This is a genomic window from Pseudomonas sp. PDM17 (assembly GCF_014851985.1).
In the GTDB taxonomy this organism is placed as follows: domain Bacteria; phylum Pseudomonadota; class Gammaproteobacteria; order Pseudomonadales; family Pseudomonadaceae; genus Pseudomonas.
Genome location: NZ_JACVAT010000009.1, coordinates 175,939 through 191,246, shown reverse-complemented (window position 1 = coordinate 191,246; position 15,308 = coordinate 175,939). Strand labels below are relative to the sequence as shown.

The window sequence follows — 15,308 nt, the reverse complement described above, 5'->3', positions numbered from 1 at the left end:
CGACATGAAACACGAAATACTCGAGAAAAACGTCGGCCTGCTGGCCCTGTGCATGGCCGTCGCCGTCAGCATCGGCGGCCTGACCCAGATCGTTCCGCTGTTCTTCCAGGACGTCACCAACACCCCGGTGGAAGGCATGAAGCCCTACACCGCGCTGCAACTGGAAGGCCGTGACGTGTACATCCGCGAGGGCTGCGTAGGTTGCCACTCGCAGATGATCCGTCCGTTCCGCGCCGAGACCGAGCGCTACGGCCACTACTCCGTCGCCGGCGAAAGCGTCTGGGACCACCCGTTCCTCTGGGGCTCCAAGCGTACCGGTCCGGACCTGGCCCGCGTCGGCGGGCGCTACTCGGACGACTGGCATCGCGCGCACCTGTACAACCCGCGCAACGTGGTGCCGGAATCGAAGATGCCCGCCTACCCCTGGCTGGTCGAGAACAAGCTCGACGGCAAGGACACGGCGAAGAAACTGGAAGTGATGCGTGTCATGGGCGTGCCCTACACGGACGACGACATCGCTGGCGCCAGCGATTCCGTCAAAGGCAAGACCGAAATGGACGCGGTGGTCGCGTACCTGCAGGTCCTCGGCACCTCCATCAAGAACAAGCGGTGACAGCATGGATATCGGGACCATTCGCGGCCTCGGCACCGTCATCGTGATGGTGGCCTTCGTCGGCGTACTGCTCTGGGCTTACGGCGGCAAACGCAAGGAGCGCTTCGACGAAGACGCGCTACTGCCCTTCGCGGATGACCCGGCAGCCAAGCGTCACGCTGAGCAAGAGCAAGCTTCTAGGAGCAACAACGCATGACTACCTTCTGGAGTCTGTACATCACCGTTCTAACAGTCGGCTCGCTGATCGCCCTGCTGTGGCTGGTATTCGCCACCCGCAGCGGGCAGTCCTCGAACACCACCGACCAGACCATGGGCCATGCCTTCGACGGCATCGAGGAATACGACAACCCGCTGCCCAAGTGGTGGTTCCTGCTGTTCGTCGGCACCATCGTGTTCGCCGCCGGCTACCTGGTCCTCTACCCGGGCCTGGGCACCTGGAAAGGCATCCTGCCGGGTTACGACGGCGGCTGGACCCAGGACAAGCAATGGGAGCGCGAAGAAGCCCTGGCCAAGGAAAAATACGGCCCGATCTTCGCCAAATACGCCGCCATGCCCGTGGAAGAAGTGGCAAAAGACCCGCAAGCCATGAAAATGGGCGAGCGCCTCTTCGCCACCTACTGCTCCATCTGCCACGGCTCCGACGCCAAAGGCGCCCAGGGCTTCCCGAACCTGACCGACAGCGACTGGCGCTGGGGCGGTACCGCCCAGGACATCGAGACCACCATCCTCGGTGGCCGTCACGCTGCCATGCCGGCCTGGGGCGAAGTACTGGGCGAGAAAGGCGTTCAGGACGTCGCCGCGTTCGTCACCGCCAACCTCGACGGCCGCAAGCTGCCCGAAGGTGTGACTGCGGACAACGTCGACAACGGCGGCAAGCTGTTCGCTACCACCTGTGTCGCCTGCCATGGTCCGGAAGGCAAGGGCAACCCGATCATGGGTGCGCCTGACCTGACCCACCCGGGCGCCTTCATCTACGGCTCCAGCTACGCACAACTGCAGCAGACCATCCGCCACGGCCGCCAGGGCCAGATGCCAGCGCAGGAGCAATACCTGGGCAAAGACAAAGTGCACATTCTCGCCGGTTACATCTACAACATTTCCGGCCAGGCGAAGTAAACTCCCCGCCCCCAACTCGCGCCCATTAAAACGGGCGCGAGTTTCTTACCCCCGCAATATCGCGACGAAGTGTCGCACCCTCTCTATCTCCTTTCTTCACACCCTTCCGGTTCACGTCTAAGCTGGATTCCATTCGCAAACCTGCAATACGACTAACCTGACCCACTTCCCAGGTTGGTACGGGCGACTCGAAACAGGCGCAAACAGCGGCGCAAAGCGCTTCGGAGCAGGCGTCGAACCGGCACCGTGCCAAGGCCCGGCGCGTTGCAATGGCCACCTGCTTTCTCCATACTTGCCGCCGTTTTTTTGTCCATAAAATCCAAAAACCGTGGAACCTTAGAATGAGCACAGCAATCAGTCCGACTGCTTATAACTATAAGGTCGTCCGCCAGTTCGCCATCATGACGGTGGTCTGGGGGATACTTGGAATGGGGGTGGGTGTTTACATCGCCTCACAGTTGGTTTGGCCCCAGTTGAACCTGGACCTTCCCTGGACCAGTTTCGGGCGCCTGCGTCCGCTGCACACCAACCTGGTGATCTTCGCCTTCGGCGGCTGTGCTCTCTTCGCAACTTCCTACTACGTCGTACAGCGCACCTGTCAGACCCGCCTGATTTCTGACAGCCTCGCGGCCTTCACCTTCTGGGGTTGGCAAGCGGTGATCGTGCTGGCCGGCATCACCCTGCCGCTGGGCTACACCTCCTCCAAGGAGTACGCCGAGCTGGAATGGCCGATCGACATCCTGCTGGCCATCGTCTGGGTCACCTACGCCGTGGTGTTCTTCGGCACCATCGTCAAGCGCCAGACCAAGCACATCTACGTGGGCAACTGGTTCTACGGTGGCTTCATCCTCGTCACCGCCATGCTGCACATCGTCAACAGCGCGGAACTGCCGGTGACCTGGTTCAAGTCCTACTCGGTCTACGCTGGCGCCACCGACGCGATGATCCAGTGGTGGTACGGCCACAACGCCGTGGGCTTCTTCCTGACCACCGGCTTCCTCGGGATGATGTACTACTTCGTTCCGAAGCAGGCCGAGCGTCCGATCTACTCCTATCGCCTGTCCATCGTGCACTTCTGGGCGCTGATCACCCTGTACATCTGGGCCGGTCCGCACCACCTGCACTACACCGCCCTGCCGGACTGGGCCCAGTCCCTGGGCATGGTGATGTCCCTGATCCTGCTGGCTCCGAGCTGGGGCGGCATGATCAACGGCATGATGACCCTGTCGGGCGCCTGGCATAAGCTGCGCACCGACCCGATCCTGCGCTTCCTGGTGGTATCCCTGGCCTTCTACGGCATGTCCACCTTCGAAGGCCCGATGATGGCGATCAAGACCGTCAACTCCCTGTCGCACTACACCGACTGGACCATCGGCCACGTACACGCCGGCGCTCTGGGCTGGGTTGCGATGATCTCAATCGGCTCCCTGTACCACCTGATCCCGAAGGTCTTCGGTCGCGAGCAGATGCACAGCATCGGCCTGATCAACGCCCACTTCTGGCTGGCCACCATCGGTACCGTTCTGTACATCGCCTCGATGTGGGTCAACGGCATCACCCAGGGCCTGATGTGGCGCGCGATCAACGCCGACGGCACCCTCACCTACTCCTTCGTGGAAGCCCTGCAGGCCAGCCACCCGGGCTTCATCGTCCGTGCTCTGGGCGGCGCCTTCTTCGCCTCCGGCATGCTGCTGATGGCCTACAACACCTTCCGTACTGTGCGCGGTTTCAAACTGGCTGACGCCGATGCCGCTGCCCAGATCCCCGCTGTAGGAGCTCACTGATGAAGCACGAAGTAGTCGAGAAGAACATCGGCCTTCTGGCCTTCTTCATGGTCATTGCGGTGAGCATCGGCGGTCTGACCCAGATCGTCCCGCTGTTCTTCCAGGATGTGACCAACAAGCCGGTCGAGGGCATGAAGCCGCGCACCGCGCTGGAGCTGGAAGGCCGTGACATCTACATCCGCGAAGGCTGCGTTGGCTGCCACTCGCAGATGGTCCGTCCGTTCCGCGCCGAGACCGAGCGCTATGGCCACTACTCCGTCGCCGGTGAAAGCGTCTGGGATCACCCGTTCCTGTGGGGCTCCAAGCGTACCGGTCCGGACCTGGCCCGCGTCGGCGGCCGCTACTCGGACGACTGGCACCGCGCTCACCTGTACAACCCGCGCAACGTAGTGCCGGAATCGAAGATGCCCTCCTACCCCTGGCTGGTGGAGAACAAGCTCGACGGCAAGGACACGGCGAAGAAAATGGAAGCCCTGCGTACGCTGGGCGTGCCTTACACCGACGAAGACATCGCCGGTGCCCGTGATGCCGTCAAAGGCAAGACCGAGATGGACGCTGTCGTCGCCTACCTGCAAGGCCTCGGCACCATCATCAAGAGCAAACGGTGACAGTGATGGATATCGGGACCATTCGCGGTATCGGCACCGTCGTAGTCATGGTCGCCTTCGTCGGCGTCCTGCTCTGGGCCTATGGCGGCAAACGCAAGGAGCGCTTCGACGAAGACGCCCTGCTGCCCTTCGCGGATGACCCGGTCGCCAAAAAGCACGTCGAGCAAGAGCAAGCTTCTAGGAGCAACAAAGAATGACAACCTTCTGGAGTCTGTACGTCACCGTACTTACCCTGGGCACCATCTTCGCCCTGGCGTGGCTGCTGTTCGCCACCCGTCGCGGTCAGCGCAACGAAGCCACCGATGAAACCGTCGGCCATGCCTTCGATGGCATCGAGGAGTACGACAACCCGCTGCCGAAGTGGTGGTTCATGCTGTTCGTGGCCACCTTCATCTTCGCCCTCGGTTACCTGGTCCTGTACCCGGGCCTGGGCAACTGGAAGGGCCTGCTGCCGGGCTACCAGGACAAGGCCGAATTCGCCAACGGCGAACAAGGCTGGACCGGTGTGCACCAGTGGGAAAAGGAAATGGCCAAGGCCGATGAGAAGTACGGCCCGCTGTACGCCAAGTTCGGCGCCATGCCGATCGAGGAAGTGGCCAAGGACGAGCAGGCCCTGAAAATGGGTAACCGCCTGTTCGCTTCCAACTGCTCCGTCTGCCACGGTTCCGACGCCAAGGGTGCCCACGGCTTCCCGAACCTCACCGACGCCGACTGGCGCTGGGGCGGCGAGCCGAAGGACATCATCGCAACCATCGAAGGCGGTCGCCACGCGGCCATGCCGGCCTGGGGCGAGGTCATCGGCGACCAGGGCGTTCATGACGTAGCTGCCTTCGTCACCACCAAGCTGGACGGCCGCAAGCTGCCCGAAGGCGTGACTGACGAGCAGGTCGCCAACGGCCAGAAGATCTTCTCCACCAACTGCGTGGCTTGCCACGGCGCCGAAGGCAAAGGCACCGCCGCCATGGGCGCGCCGAACCTGACCCACCCGGCTGCGTTCATCTACGGCTCGAGCTTCGCTCAGCTGCAGCAGACCATCCGCTACGGCCGTCAGGGCCAGATGCCGGCTCAGCTGGAGCGTCTGGGCAAAGACCAGGTTCACCTGCTCGCTGCCTACGTGTACAGCCTGTCCCATGGCGAAGGTGAGAAGAGCGCCGAATAAGCCTCTTCTTCCTACACCCAGAGCGACACCCAGCGGCGCCGGTTTCTACACCGGCGCCGCTCTATTTCTGGGTCCATAATTCCTTGCGCGACCAACTGTCGCACGGTTGCAACACCCACCACGCCGTATCATTGTTAGGCGTGCAAGCATATTTCTGACCCTCTCGGCATGTATCGACAGGGCGCCCTCCCGCTGCCGTGGAATGCACTGATGAGCAAACAAATTCCGGTCCAGGACGTCACCCCGCCCACCAAGGGCAAGGGTGAAAGCGTCGACCTTTATGCCTCCCGGGAAAAGATCTACACCCGAGCCTTTACCGGGTTCTTCCGCAACCTCCGCATGGCCGGGGGCGCCCTCCTCTTCCTCCTCTACTTCGGTACCGTGTGGCTGACCTGGAACGGTCGTCAGGCGGTTCTCTGGGACCTGCCCGAGCGCAAGTTCTACATCTTTGGCGCGACCTTCTGGCCGCAGGACTTCATCCTTCTCTCCGGCCTGCTGATCATCAGCGCGTTCGGCCTGTTCTTCATCACCGTGTTCGCCGGCCGCGTCTGGTGCGGCTACACCTGCCCGCAAAGCGTGTGGACGTGGATCTTCATGTGGTGCGAGAAAGTCACCGAGGGTGACCGCAACCAGCGCATGAAGCTCGACAAGGCGCCCATGAGCGGCAACAAGCTGCTACGCAAGATCGCCAAGCACGGCCTCTGGCTGCTGATCGGTCTGGTGACCGGCCTGACCTTCGTCGGCTACTTCGCCCCGATGCGCGAACTGCTGAGCGATCTGGTCACCGGCCAGGCAGACGGCTGGGCCTATTTCTGGGTCGGCTTCTTCACCCTCGCCACGTACGGCAACGCCGGCTGGCTGCGCGAGCAGGTATGCATCTACATGTGTCCCTACGCGCGCTTCCAGAGTGTGATGTTCGACAAGGACACCCTGATCGTTTCCTACGACCCGCGTCGTGGCGAGAAGCGTGGCCCGCGCAAGAAGACCGTCGACTACAAGGCCCAGGGCCTGGGCGACTGCATCGACTGCACCATGTGCGTACAGGTCTGCCCGACCGGCATCGACATCCGCGACGGCCTGCAGATCGAGTGCATCGGTTGCGCTGCCTGCATCGACGCCTGCGACAGCATCATGGACAAGATGAACTACCCGCGGGGCCTGATCAGCTACACCACCGAGCACAACCTGTCGGGCCAGAAGACCCACCTGGTACGCCCGCGCCTGATCGGCTACGCCATCGCCCTGTGCATCATGATCGGCCTGCTGATTACCGCCATCGTCCTGCGCCCGCTGGTGGGCTTCGACGTCAGCAAGGACCGCGTGCTCTACCGCGAGAACGCCGAAGGCCGGATCGAGAACGTGTACAGCCTGAAGGTCATGAACAAGGACCAGAAGGACCACACCTACGTGCTCAGCGCCAAGGGCATGGACGGCCTGATCCTGGAAGGCAAGAAGGAAATCTCGGTCGCCGCCGGGGACATCTTCACCATGCCGGTGGAACTGTCCATCGAGCCGGAGAAGCTGCCCTCCACCACCAACGAGATCAGCTTCACCATCCAGTCGGTGGACGACCCGTCCATCAGCAAGGAATCCACCAGCCGCTTCATCGGCCCGCGCGTTCGTTGAACCAACGCTGAACGAATTGGCACCCCATGTTGCGCATGGGGTGCCAGTACCGAACGAAGCACGTAGAATTTCGCCCGCCCCTTCACCGGGCAGCGCCCCTGCGGCACTGCCAGCGAGAGAAAAAAGACCATGCAATCGGCCATGAAAACGCCCGTGGAACCCTGGTACAAGCACCTCTGGCCGTGGATCATCATCGCCATGCTGGCCACCTCGATCGCCCTCAGCCTGACGATGGTCAACATCGCCGTGAATAATCAGGACTCCCTGGTCAGCGACAACTACTACGAGGCCGGCAAGGGCATCAACCGCTCCCTCGACCGCGAGCACCTGGCACAGGAACTCAAGCTGCGCGCCAGGATCAGCTTCGACGAACTGACCGGCGAAGTAGACCTGCGCCTCACCGGCAACAGCCGTCCGGCCACGCTCACCCTGAACCTGCTCTCCCCTACCCTGGAGTCGCAGGACAAGCACCTGGAGCTGCGCGCCAGCCCCGCCGAGCCGGGCCGCTACACCGCCAGCCTGGATGCCGCCGTCAAGGGTCGCCGCTTCGTCGAACTGCTCGGCGAGGAGAACGGCAAGACCTGGCGTCTGTTCGAGGAAGAGAAAGTCGCCCCCGGCGGCTCCTTCGACCTCGGCGACGAGCCCCTCAGCGGAGATGAAGCCGAGCGCCCATGAGCGCCGCGCTGCTCTGTTACCACTGCGCGCTGCCGGTTCCCCCCGGCAGCCGCTTTGTTGCGCCCGTCCTGGGCGAGCCCCGCGAATTCTGCTGCCCCGGTTGCCAGGCCGTGGCCGAAGCCATCGTTGCCGGCTGCCTGGAAGGCTACTACCGCCACCGCACCGAAGCCGCCCCCAACCCTGATGCCCTCCCCGAACAACTCGCTGACGAGCTGAGGCTGTTCGACCGCCCCGACGTGCAGCAGCCCTTCGTCCAGCACCAGGGCGAACTGGCCGAGACCACCCTGATCATGGAAGGCATCAGCTGCGCCGCCTGCGGCTGGCTGATCGAGAAGCACCTCAAGGGCCTGCCCGCCGTCGCCGAGGCCGGCCTCAACCTGTCCAATCACCGCCTGCATGTGCGCTGGTCCGACAGCGAGCTGCCGCTGAGCGAACTGCTCGCCGAACTGCGCAAGATCGGCTACGCCGCTCACCCGTTCCAACCGGACCGCGCCGCCGAGCAGCTGCACCAGGAAAACCGCAAGTCCCTGCGCCAGCTGGGTGTCGCGGGCCTGCTGTGGTTCCAGGCAATGATGGCGACCATGGCCACCTGGCCGGAATTCAACATCGACCTGAGCCCCGAGCTGCACGAGATCCTGCGCTGGGTGGCGATGTTCCTTACCACGCCCATCGTCTTCTACTCCTGCCAGCCGTTCTTCCGCGGCGCCGTGCGTGACCTGCGCACCCGCCACCTGACCATGGACGTCTCGGTGTCCCTGGCCATCGGCGGCGCCTACCTGGCCGGCATCTGGACCGCTGTCACCGGCCATGGCGACCTGTACTTCGACGCCGTGGGCATGTTCGCCCTGTTCCTGCTCGCCGGCCGCTACCTCGAACGCCGCGCCCGCGAACGCACCGCCGCCGCCACCGCACAGCTGGTCAACCTGTTGCCCGCGTCCTGCCTGCGCCTGGATGAGAGTGGCCAGAGCAGCCGCGTGCTGCTCAGTGAACTGAACGTCGGCGACCACGTGCTGGTACAGCCCGGCGCGGTGATCCCGGCCGACGGCCTGATCCTCGAGGGCCAGTCCAGCGTCGATGAATCCCTGCTCACCGGCGAATACTTGCCGCAGGCGCGCCAGAGCGGCGACAGCGTCACCGGCGGCACCCTCAACGTCGAAGGCCCGCTGACCGTGCAGGTCAAGGCGCTGGGCGGCGACAGCCGGCTCTCCGCCATCGTCCGCCTGCTCGAACGCGCCCAGTCGGACAAGCCACGCCTGGCCGAACTGGCCGACAAGGCCGCGCAATGGTTCCTCGTCGCGCTGCTGGTGCTCGCCGCCGTGGTCGGCCTGTTCTGGTGGCAGCACGACGCTTCCCGCGCTTTCTGGGTGGTCCTGGCGATGCTGGTGGCGACCTGTCCTTGCGCCCTGTCCCTGGCCACGCCCACCGCGCTGACCGCCGCCACAGGCAGCCTGCACAAGCTCGGCCTGCTGGTGACCCGCGGCCACGTGCTGGAGGGCCTGAACCACATCGACACGGTGATCTTCGACAAGACCGGCACCCTCACCGAAGGCCGCCTGACGCTGCGTGCAGTAAGGTCGATGGGTGCGCTGGACAGCGATGCCTGCCTGGCCCTGGCCGCCGCGCTGGAGAACCGCTCGGAACACCCCATCGCCCGCGCCTTCGGCCGTGCGCCGCAGCCCGCCGAGAATGTCGAGAGCCATCCCGGCCGGGGCCTGGAAGGTGTGGTCGGCGAGCGCCGCCTGCGCATTGGCGAACCGTCCTTCGTCTGCGCCCTCAGCGGTAGCGGCGCGCCCGAACACCCGCAGGAACCCGGCCAGTGGTTGCTGCTGGGCGATGAAGGCGGTGCCCTCGCGTGGCTGGTGCTGGACGACCGCATCCGCGATGACGCCGCCGACCTGCTCGACGCCTGTCGTGCCCGCGGCTGGCGCACCCTGCTGCTGTCCGGCGACAGTTCGCCCATGGTCGGCCGCGTTGCCGCCGAATTGGGCATCGACGACTGCCGCGGCGGCCTGCGCCCGGACGACAAGCTCGAAGTGCTGCGCCAACTGCATCAGGAAGGCCGCCGCGTGCTGATGCTGGGCGACGGCGTGAACGACGTGCCGGTACTGGCCGCCGCCGACATCAGCGTCGCCATGGGCTCGGCCACGGATCTCGCCAAGACCAGCGCCGACGCGGTGCTGCTTTCCAATCGTCTGGACAGCGTGGTACAGGCCTTCGGCCTGGCCCGTCGCACTCGCCGGGTAATCATCGAGAACCTGATCTGGGCGGGGCTGTACAATGGGTTCATGCTGCCCTTCGCCGCCCTCGGCTGGATCACGCCCGTGTGGGCCGCGGTGGGCATGTCGATCAGTTCGCTGACCGTGGTGCTCAACGCCCTGCGCCTGACACGGCTGCACAAGGGCGCCGGCGCCCCACCAGCGACCACTGCCCTGCCCGTCGCCCCGCAAGCGGCGCAGGCGCTGCCACGGAGTTGAAATGCCCGCTCTCTACATCATGATCCCGGTCGCGGTGGTAATCGTCGGCATCTGCATCGCGATCTTCTTCTGGGCGGTGAACAGCGGCCAGTACGACGACCTGGACGGGCCGGCCCACAGCATCCTGTTCGACGACGAAGATCCCAGGCACCAGGCTGGCATCGACGAAGCCGAGGGTGACGACGCGCACGCCAGCCAGAAGCAGGACAAGCGCGATGCCTGACCTGGCGCCGCTGCTGGCGTCTGCGCTGATCCTCGGCCTGCTCGGCGGCGGTCACTGCCTGGGCATGTGCGGCGGCCTGATGGGCGCGCTGACCATGGCCATTCCGCCAGAGCAGCGTGGGCGCCGCCTGCGCCTGCTGCTGGCCTACAACCTCGGCCGCATCCTCAGCTACGCCTGTGCCGGCCTTCTGCTCGGCCTCGCCGGCTGGGCCGTCGCGCGTACGCCGTTCGCCTCGGCGCTGCGGGTGATCGCCGGCCTGCTGCTGATCGCCATGGGCCTGTACCTGGCCGGCTGGTGGAGCGGCCTGACCCGCATCGAAGCCCTGGGCCGCGGCCTGTGGAAGCACATACAGCCCTTTGCCAGCCGTCTGCTGCCGGTCGCCACGCTGCCGCGCGCGCTGCTACTTGGCGCACTCTGGGGCTGGCTGCCCTGCGGCCTGGTCTACAGCACCCTGCTCTGGGCCACCAGCCAGGGCTCGGCGGTAGACAGCGCCCTGCTGATGTTCGCCTTCGGCCTGGGCACCTGGCCGGTACTGCTCGCTACCGGGCTCGCCGCCGAGCGCATCACCGCCCTGTTGCGCAAACGCAGCGTACGCATGACCGGCGGTATCCTGGTGATCCTCTTTGGCCTGTGGACCCTCCCCGGCCCGCACCAGGCCTGGATCATGGGCCACGACATGCACGCCAGCGCCGCCGCTCCCCACCATAAAGCCGCTTGATACAGGTCAACAGGCCTCTGTCGGACTCTCCCTAGACTGCGCAGGAAAAGCTCGCCACCGGGGAACATCGGCATGCTCGACAATATTCGCTGGGACGCAGATCTGATACGCCGATACGATCTGGCCGGCCCGCGCTACACCTCCTATCCCACAGCCGTGCAGTTCCACGAAGGAGTCGGACCCTTCGACCTGCTGCACGCGCTGCGCGATAGCCAGAAGGCGCAGCGCCCGCTCTCGCTCTACGTGCACGTCCCGTTCTGCGCGAACATCTGCTACTACTGCGCCTGCAACAAGGTCATCACCAAGGATCGTGGCCGCAGCGCCCCCTACCTCGCCCGTCTCATCCATGAAATCGAGATCGTCAGCCGTCACCTGGGTCGCCAGCAGCAAGTCGAGCAGCTGCATTTCGGTGGGGGTACCCCGACCTTCCTGAGCCCCGGCCAGCTGCGCGAGCTGATGGCGCAACTGCGCACCCATTTTCACTTCGTCGAGGGCGACTTCGGCGACTACGGCATCGAGATCGACCCGCGCGAGGCCGACTGGTCGACCATGGGCCTGCTCCGCGAGCTGGGCTTCAACCGCGCCAGCATCGGCGTGCAGGACTTCAACCTGGAAGTGCAGCAGGCGATCAACCGCCTGCAGAGCCTCGACGAGACCCGCGCCATCATCGACGCGGCGCGCACGCTGCAATTCCGCTCGATCAACATCGACCTGATCTACGGCCTGCCCCGGCAGACCCCGGACACCTTCGCCCGCACCGTCGAGCAGGTCATCGCCCTGCAGCCCAACCGATTGTCCGTGTTCAACTACGCACACCTCCCCGAACGCTTCCCGCCGCAGCGGCGCATCAAGGCCGAGGACCTGCCCTCCCCCGGACAGAAACTGGAGATGCTGCAACGCACCACCGAGCAACTGGAAGCCGCCGGGTATCGCTACATCGGCATGGACCACTTCGCCCTGCCGGACGACGAACTGGCCATGGCCCAGGAAGACGGCACCCTGCAACGCAACTTCCAGGGCTATACCACCCACGGTCACTGCGACCTGGTGGGCCTCGGGGTTTCCTCGATCAGCCAGATCGGCGATCTCTACTGCCAGAACAGCAATGACATCGCCGACTACCAGAACACCCTCGACCAGGGTCAGCTCGCCACTCGCCGGGGCCTGCACTGCAACAAGGACGACCTGATCCGCCGCGCGGTGATCCAGCAGCTGATCTGCCATTTCCAGCTGGACTTCGAGGACATCGAGGACCTCTACAACATCGATTTCCGTGGCTACTTCGCCGAAATCTGGGACGACCTCGAACGCTTCGCCCGCGACGGACTGATCAGCCTCGGCCCACGCGGTATCGATGTCAGTGCTTCCGGCCGGCTGCTGGTGCGCTCGCTGTGCATGCTGTTCGACCGCTACCTGCCGATGCAGAACCTGCAACGCTTCTCGCGGGTCATCTGACCCGCGGGTTCCCTTCCGTACGACCGACGGTACGGGGCCAACTGTCGCACCCTTTGCTACAGGATATGTCCTTCACCCCAGGGTGTAGGAACAGCCCTGAACCGGCACTTTTCGAAAGGATTCGAGACCGCTCCAACCCCTACGAAACCCTCATCCCCATCGCTGGAACCAGCGATTCAGACAGGTCGCCAACTGGCGCGCGACTTGCGGTCTGCGGTACCCTTGGTTTTTGTGTGCCATCCCATTCAAGGAACACTCATGGCCGAAACCATCAAAGTGCGCGCCCTGCCCCAGGCGCACTGCAAGGATTGCAGCCTGGCTCCACTCTGCCTGCCCCTGTCGCTCAACCACAGCGACATGGACGCCCTCGATGAAATCGTCAAGCGCGGACGCCCGCTGAAGAAGGGCGAGTTCCTGTTCCGCCAGGGCGATGCCTTCGGCTCTGTCTTCGCCGTGCGCTCCGGCGCCCTGAAAACCTTCAGCATCACCGACGGCGGCGAGGAGCAGATCACCGGCTTCCACCTGCCCAGCGAGCTGGTCGGCCTGTCCGGCATGGATACCGAGAGCTACCCGGTATCGGCCCAGGCCCTGGAAACCACGTCGGTCTGCGAGATTCCCTTCGAACGCCTGGACGAGCTGTCCGAGCAACTGCCGCAACTGCGCCGCCAGCTGCTGCGCGTGATGAGCCGTGAAATCCGCGACGACCAGCAGATGATGATGCTGCTATCGAAGAAGACCGCCGACGAGCGCATCGCCACCTTCCTGGTGAACCTCTCCGCGCGCTTCCGCGCCCGTGGCTTCTCGGCCCAGCAGTTCCGCCTGGCCATGTCGCGCAACGAGATCGGCAACTACCTTGGCCTGGCGGTGGAAACCGTCTCCCGCGTGTTCACCCGCTTCCAGCAGAACGGCCTGATCGCCGCCGAAGGCAAGGAAGTGCACATCCTCGATTCCATCGAGCTGTGCGCACTGGCCGGCGGCCAGCTGGAAAGCTGACAGACACGAAAGCTGACCTATTGGTTGACTTTCCGGTCATCGAAAACGGGCTCGCCGACTGGCGGGCCCGTTATACTTTGGCCTCAGCAAAAACCGCATCAGGTGCACATCCAGCATGATCCTCAACCAACTCGACCTGAAGTCCGTGATCCGTGCCGTTCCCGACTTTCCCAAGCCCGGCGTCATGTTCCGCGACATCACCCCGCTGTTCCAGTCGCCGCGAGCCCTGCGCTTTGTCGCCGACAGCTTCATCCAGCGCTATGTCGAGGCCGACTTCACCCACATCGGCGCCATGGATGCGCGCGGCTTCCTGATCGGTTCGATCATCGCCTACGAGCTGAACAAGCCTCTGGTGCTGTTCCGCAAGCGTGGCAAGCTGCCGGCTGACGTGCTGGCCCAGGCCTACGAGACCGAGTACGGCGAAGCCCTGCTGGAAGTCCACGCCGACAGCCTGTGCGAAGGCGACAGCGTGCTGATCTTCGATGACCTGATCGCCACCGGCGGCACCCTGCTGGCCGCCGCGCAGCTGGTCCGCCGGATGGGCGCCAGCGTGTTCGAGGCCGCCGCGATCATCGATCTGCCGGAGCTGGGCGGTTCGACCAAGCTCAATGACGCACAGATCCCCACCTACAGCCTGACTGCCTTCGCCCTCGACGAGCAGTGACAGACCGCTGTCGGTAAACACGGGCGCTTCGGCGCCCGTTTTCGTTTCCGCCCTCCCCACCGCTCAGACGCCCCATCCAATGGCTGGTCGTGACCCGCTTGGCCTGATTCGACCCCGCCACGGCCACATATGACCTTTCGATTGTCCGACAAGACTCCGAACATGACATCAGCTAATGACACATTACGAGGTGGCATAGCGAACTAACGACAGGGCTTGCCTGGGTCGCCGCCCCTGCCGCGCGCGCCCTCCCGCACAACAAGAAGGAGTTAGTCATGAACGCCAGCACCACGCCGATCCGCGCCAATTTCCCGGTCCGCCGCATGGATTTCAGCTTCAGCGAAACGCCGAAATACTGGTGGGACGGGCAACCCTTCATGACCCACTTCATGAACAACTTGTCCTCGCTGTTCCCCTATGGCGAGAAGTTCTTCGTCGACAGCGTGCGCGCCGTGCGCGAGCGCATCCAGGACCCGCAGCTGCAGAAGGACGTCAGCGCCTTCATCGGCCAGGAAGCCATGCACTCCAAGGAGCACGCGGCCTACAACGAGTACGCCGACGAGCACGGCATCGACCTGGAAACCCTGGAGCTGCGCATCAAGGTGCTGCTCGAATCCATCAGCAAGGTCACCACCCAGAAGCACCAGCTGGCGATCACCTGCGCCCTGGAACACTTCACCGCGACCATGGCCGAGCAGTTGCTCAAGCGTGAAGACCTGAGCAGCCAGATGAAGTCGGACAAGATGTACAAGCTGTGGATGTGGCACGCCGTCGAGGAGAACGAGCACAAGGCGGTGGCCTACGACGTCTACCAGCAGGTCTATGGCGGCTACTTCACCCGTACCGCGGTGATGCTGCTCACCACCGGGATCTTCCTCGGCGTCATCGCCGGCTTCCAGATCAACCTACTGCGCCGCGACGGCCAGCTGTTCAACTGGCGCAGCTGGAAACACGGTCTGGGCGTGCTGCTGCACCCGCGCCGCGGCTACTTCGTCAACCTGATCCGCCCGTGGCTGGACTATTTCCGTCCCGGCTTCCACCCCTTCGACCATGACACCAAGGCGCTGGAAACCCGCTGGAAGGAAACGCTGGATTTCGCCGGCTGACTGTCGCGCACCAAGGAAAACGCCAGGCAAACGCCTGGCGATTTTCATTCAACCCCATCGAGCGCAATTGCACTTTCTTGACCACCTGATTGCA

General features: G+C 64.2%; 16 protein-coding genes. All 16 read left to right on the top strand.

What is annotated here, in order from left to right; all coding sequences use genetic code 11:
- Positions 1–4 precede the first annotated feature (4 nt).
- Positions 5–613 carry a cytochrome-c oxidase, cbb3-type subunit II gene (gene ccoO, locus IB256_RS27230; protein WP_192294941.1) on the top strand — a complete coding sequence of 203 codons (609 nt, stop codon included), beginning with the start codon at positions 5–7 and terminating at the stop codon, positions 611–613.
- A 4-nt stretch (positions 614–617) separates the two neighbouring features.
- Positions 618–809, top strand: coding sequence for a CcoQ/FixQ family Cbb3-type cytochrome c oxidase assembly chaperone (locus IB256_RS27225; RefSeq protein ID WP_017516305.1), 192 nt, complete (start codon positions 618–620; stop codon positions 807–809).
- Positions 806–1,729 (top strand): cytochrome-c oxidase, cbb3-type subunit III, encoded by a 924-nt coding sequence (gene ccoP, locus IB256_RS27220; RefSeq protein ID WP_138214736.1) that lies wholly within the window; start codon positions 806–808, stop codon positions 1,727–1,729. The genes IB256_RS27225 and ccoP (IB256_RS27220) overlap by 4 nt, the downstream gene beginning before the upstream one ends.
- Positions 1,730–2,070: 341 nt before the next feature.
- Entirely contained in the window at positions 2,071–3,513 is a 1,443-nt protein-coding gene (gene ccoN / locus IB256_RS27215) for a cytochrome-c oxidase, cbb3-type subunit I (RefSeq protein WP_081518548.1), read from the top strand.
- Positions 3,513–4,121, top strand: coding sequence for a cytochrome-c oxidase, cbb3-type subunit II (gene ccoO, locus IB256_RS27210; protein ID WP_017516817.1), 609 nt, complete (start codon positions 3,513–3,515; stop codon positions 4,119–4,121). The genes ccoN and ccoO (IB256_RS27210) overlap by 1 nt, the downstream gene beginning before the upstream one ends.
- A 5-nt stretch (positions 4,122–4,126) precedes the next feature.
- A complete protein-coding gene (locus IB256_RS27205) occupies positions 4,127–4,318 on the top strand; it encodes a cbb3-type cytochrome oxidase subunit 3 (protein ID WP_024763940.1) in 192 nt (63 codons plus the stop codon).
- Positions 4,315–5,280 carry a cytochrome-c oxidase, cbb3-type subunit III gene (gene ccoP, locus IB256_RS27200; RefSeq protein WP_081518549.1) on the top strand — a complete coding sequence of 322 codons (966 nt, stop codon included), beginning with the start codon at positions 4,315–4,317 and terminating at the stop codon, positions 5,278–5,280. The genes IB256_RS27205 and ccoP (IB256_RS27200) overlap by 4 nt, the downstream gene beginning before the upstream one ends.
- Positions 5,281–5,490: 210 nt before the next feature.
- Positions 5,491–6,906, top strand: coding sequence for a cytochrome c oxidase accessory protein CcoG (gene ccoG / locus IB256_RS27195; protein WP_192294942.1), 1,416 nt, complete (start codon positions 5,491–5,493; stop codon positions 6,904–6,906).
- A gap of 129 nt (positions 6,907–7,035) precedes the next feature.
- Positions 7,036–7,581: a FixH family protein gene (locus tag IB256_RS27190; RefSeq protein WP_192224380.1), complete on the top strand. Its 546-nt coding sequence runs from the start codon at positions 7,036–7,038 to the stop codon at positions 7,579–7,581.
- A complete protein-coding gene (locus IB256_RS27185) occupies positions 7,578–10,055 on the top strand; it encodes a heavy metal translocating P-type ATPase (protein WP_192404713.1) in 2,478 nt (825 codons plus the stop codon). The genes IB256_RS27190 and IB256_RS27185 overlap by 4 nt, the downstream gene beginning before the upstream one ends.
- A gap of 1 nt (position 10,056) precedes the next feature.
- A complete protein-coding gene (gene ccoS, locus IB256_RS27180; RefSeq protein WP_081518553.1) occupies positions 10,057–10,278 on the top strand; it encodes a cbb3-type cytochrome oxidase assembly protein CcoS in 222 nt (73 codons plus the stop codon).
- The gene (locus IB256_RS27175; RefSeq protein ID WP_192294944.1) at positions 10,271–10,996 is read left to right on the top strand and encodes a sulfite exporter TauE/SafE family protein; all 726 of its coding nucleotides are present in this window, start codon (positions 10,271–10,273) and stop codon (positions 10,994–10,996) included. Before ccoS ends, IB256_RS27175 begins: the two co-directional genes overlap by 8 nt.
- A 72-nt stretch (positions 10,997–11,068) precedes the next feature.
- Positions 11,069–12,451 carry an oxygen-independent coproporphyrinogen III oxidase gene (gene hemN, locus IB256_RS27170; RefSeq protein WP_151187650.1) on the top strand — a complete coding sequence of 461 codons (1,383 nt, stop codon included), beginning with the start codon at positions 11,069–11,071 and terminating at the stop codon, positions 12,449–12,451.
- 258 nt (positions 12,452–12,709) lie between these two features.
- Positions 12,710–13,444 (top strand): transcriptional regulator Anr, encoded by a 735-nt coding sequence (gene anr, locus IB256_RS27165; RefSeq protein ID WP_024763934.1) that lies wholly within the window; start codon positions 12,710–12,712, stop codon positions 13,442–13,444.
- A gap of 115 nt (positions 13,445–13,559) precedes the next feature.
- Positions 13,560–14,108 (top strand): adenine phosphoribosyltransferase, encoded by a 549-nt coding sequence (locus IB256_RS27160; RefSeq protein ID WP_045209111.1) that lies wholly within the window; start codon positions 13,560–13,562, stop codon positions 14,106–14,108.
- A gap of 275 nt (positions 14,109–14,383) precedes the next feature.
- Positions 14,384–15,214 (top strand): metal-dependent hydrolase, encoded by an 831-nt coding sequence (locus IB256_RS27155; RefSeq protein ID WP_192294945.1) that lies wholly within the window; start codon positions 14,384–14,386, stop codon positions 15,212–15,214.
- Positions 15,215–15,308: the final 94 nt, after the last annotated feature.

Coding starts and splice junctions, on each gene's coding strand:
- ccoO (WP_192294941.1), top strand. CDS start 5: ATGAAACACGAAATACTCGAGAAAAACGTCGGCCTGCTGGCCCTGTGC.
- IB256_RS27225 (WP_017516305.1), top strand. CDS start 618: ATGGATATCGGGACCATTCGCGGCCTCGGCACCGTCATCGTGATGGTG.
- ccoP (WP_138214736.1), top strand. CDS start 806: ATGACTACCTTCTGGAGTCTGTACATCACCGTTCTAACAGTCGGCTCG.
- ccoN (WP_081518548.1), top strand. CDS start 2,071: ATGAGCACAGCAATCAGTCCGACTGCTTATAACTATAAGGTCGTCCGC.
- ccoO (WP_017516817.1), top strand. CDS start 3,513: ATGAAGCACGAAGTAGTCGAGAAGAACATCGGCCTTCTGGCCTTCTTC.
- IB256_RS27205 (WP_024763940.1), top strand. CDS start 4,127: ATGGATATCGGGACCATTCGCGGTATCGGCACCGTCGTAGTCATGGTC.
- ccoP (WP_081518549.1), top strand. CDS start 4,315: ATGACAACCTTCTGGAGTCTGTACGTCACCGTACTTACCCTGGGCACC.
- ccoG (WP_192294942.1), top strand. CDS start 5,491: ATGAGCAAACAAATTCCGGTCCAGGACGTCACCCCGCCCACCAAGGGC.
- IB256_RS27190 (WP_192224380.1), top strand. CDS start 7,036: ATGCAATCGGCCATGAAAACGCCCGTGGAACCCTGGTACAAGCACCTC.
- IB256_RS27185 (WP_192404713.1), top strand. CDS start 7,578: ATGAGCGCCGCGCTGCTCTGTTACCACTGCGCGCTGCCGGTTCCCCCC.
- ccoS (WP_081518553.1), top strand. CDS start 10,057: ATGCCCGCTCTCTACATCATGATCCCGGTCGCGGTGGTAATCGTCGGC.
- IB256_RS27175 (WP_192294944.1), top strand. CDS start 10,271: ATGCCTGACCTGGCGCCGCTGCTGGCGTCTGCGCTGATCCTCGGCCTG.
- hemN (WP_151187650.1), top strand. CDS start 11,069: ATGCTCGACAATATTCGCTGGGACGCAGATCTGATACGCCGATACGAT.
- anr (WP_024763934.1), top strand. CDS start 12,710: ATGGCCGAAACCATCAAAGTGCGCGCCCTGCCCCAGGCGCACTGCAAG.
- IB256_RS27160 (WP_045209111.1), top strand. CDS start 13,560: ATGATCCTCAACCAACTCGACCTGAAGTCCGTGATCCGTGCCGTTCCC.
- IB256_RS27155 (WP_192294945.1), top strand. CDS start 14,384: ATGAACGCCAGCACCACGCCGATCCGCGCCAATTTCCCGGTCCGCCGC.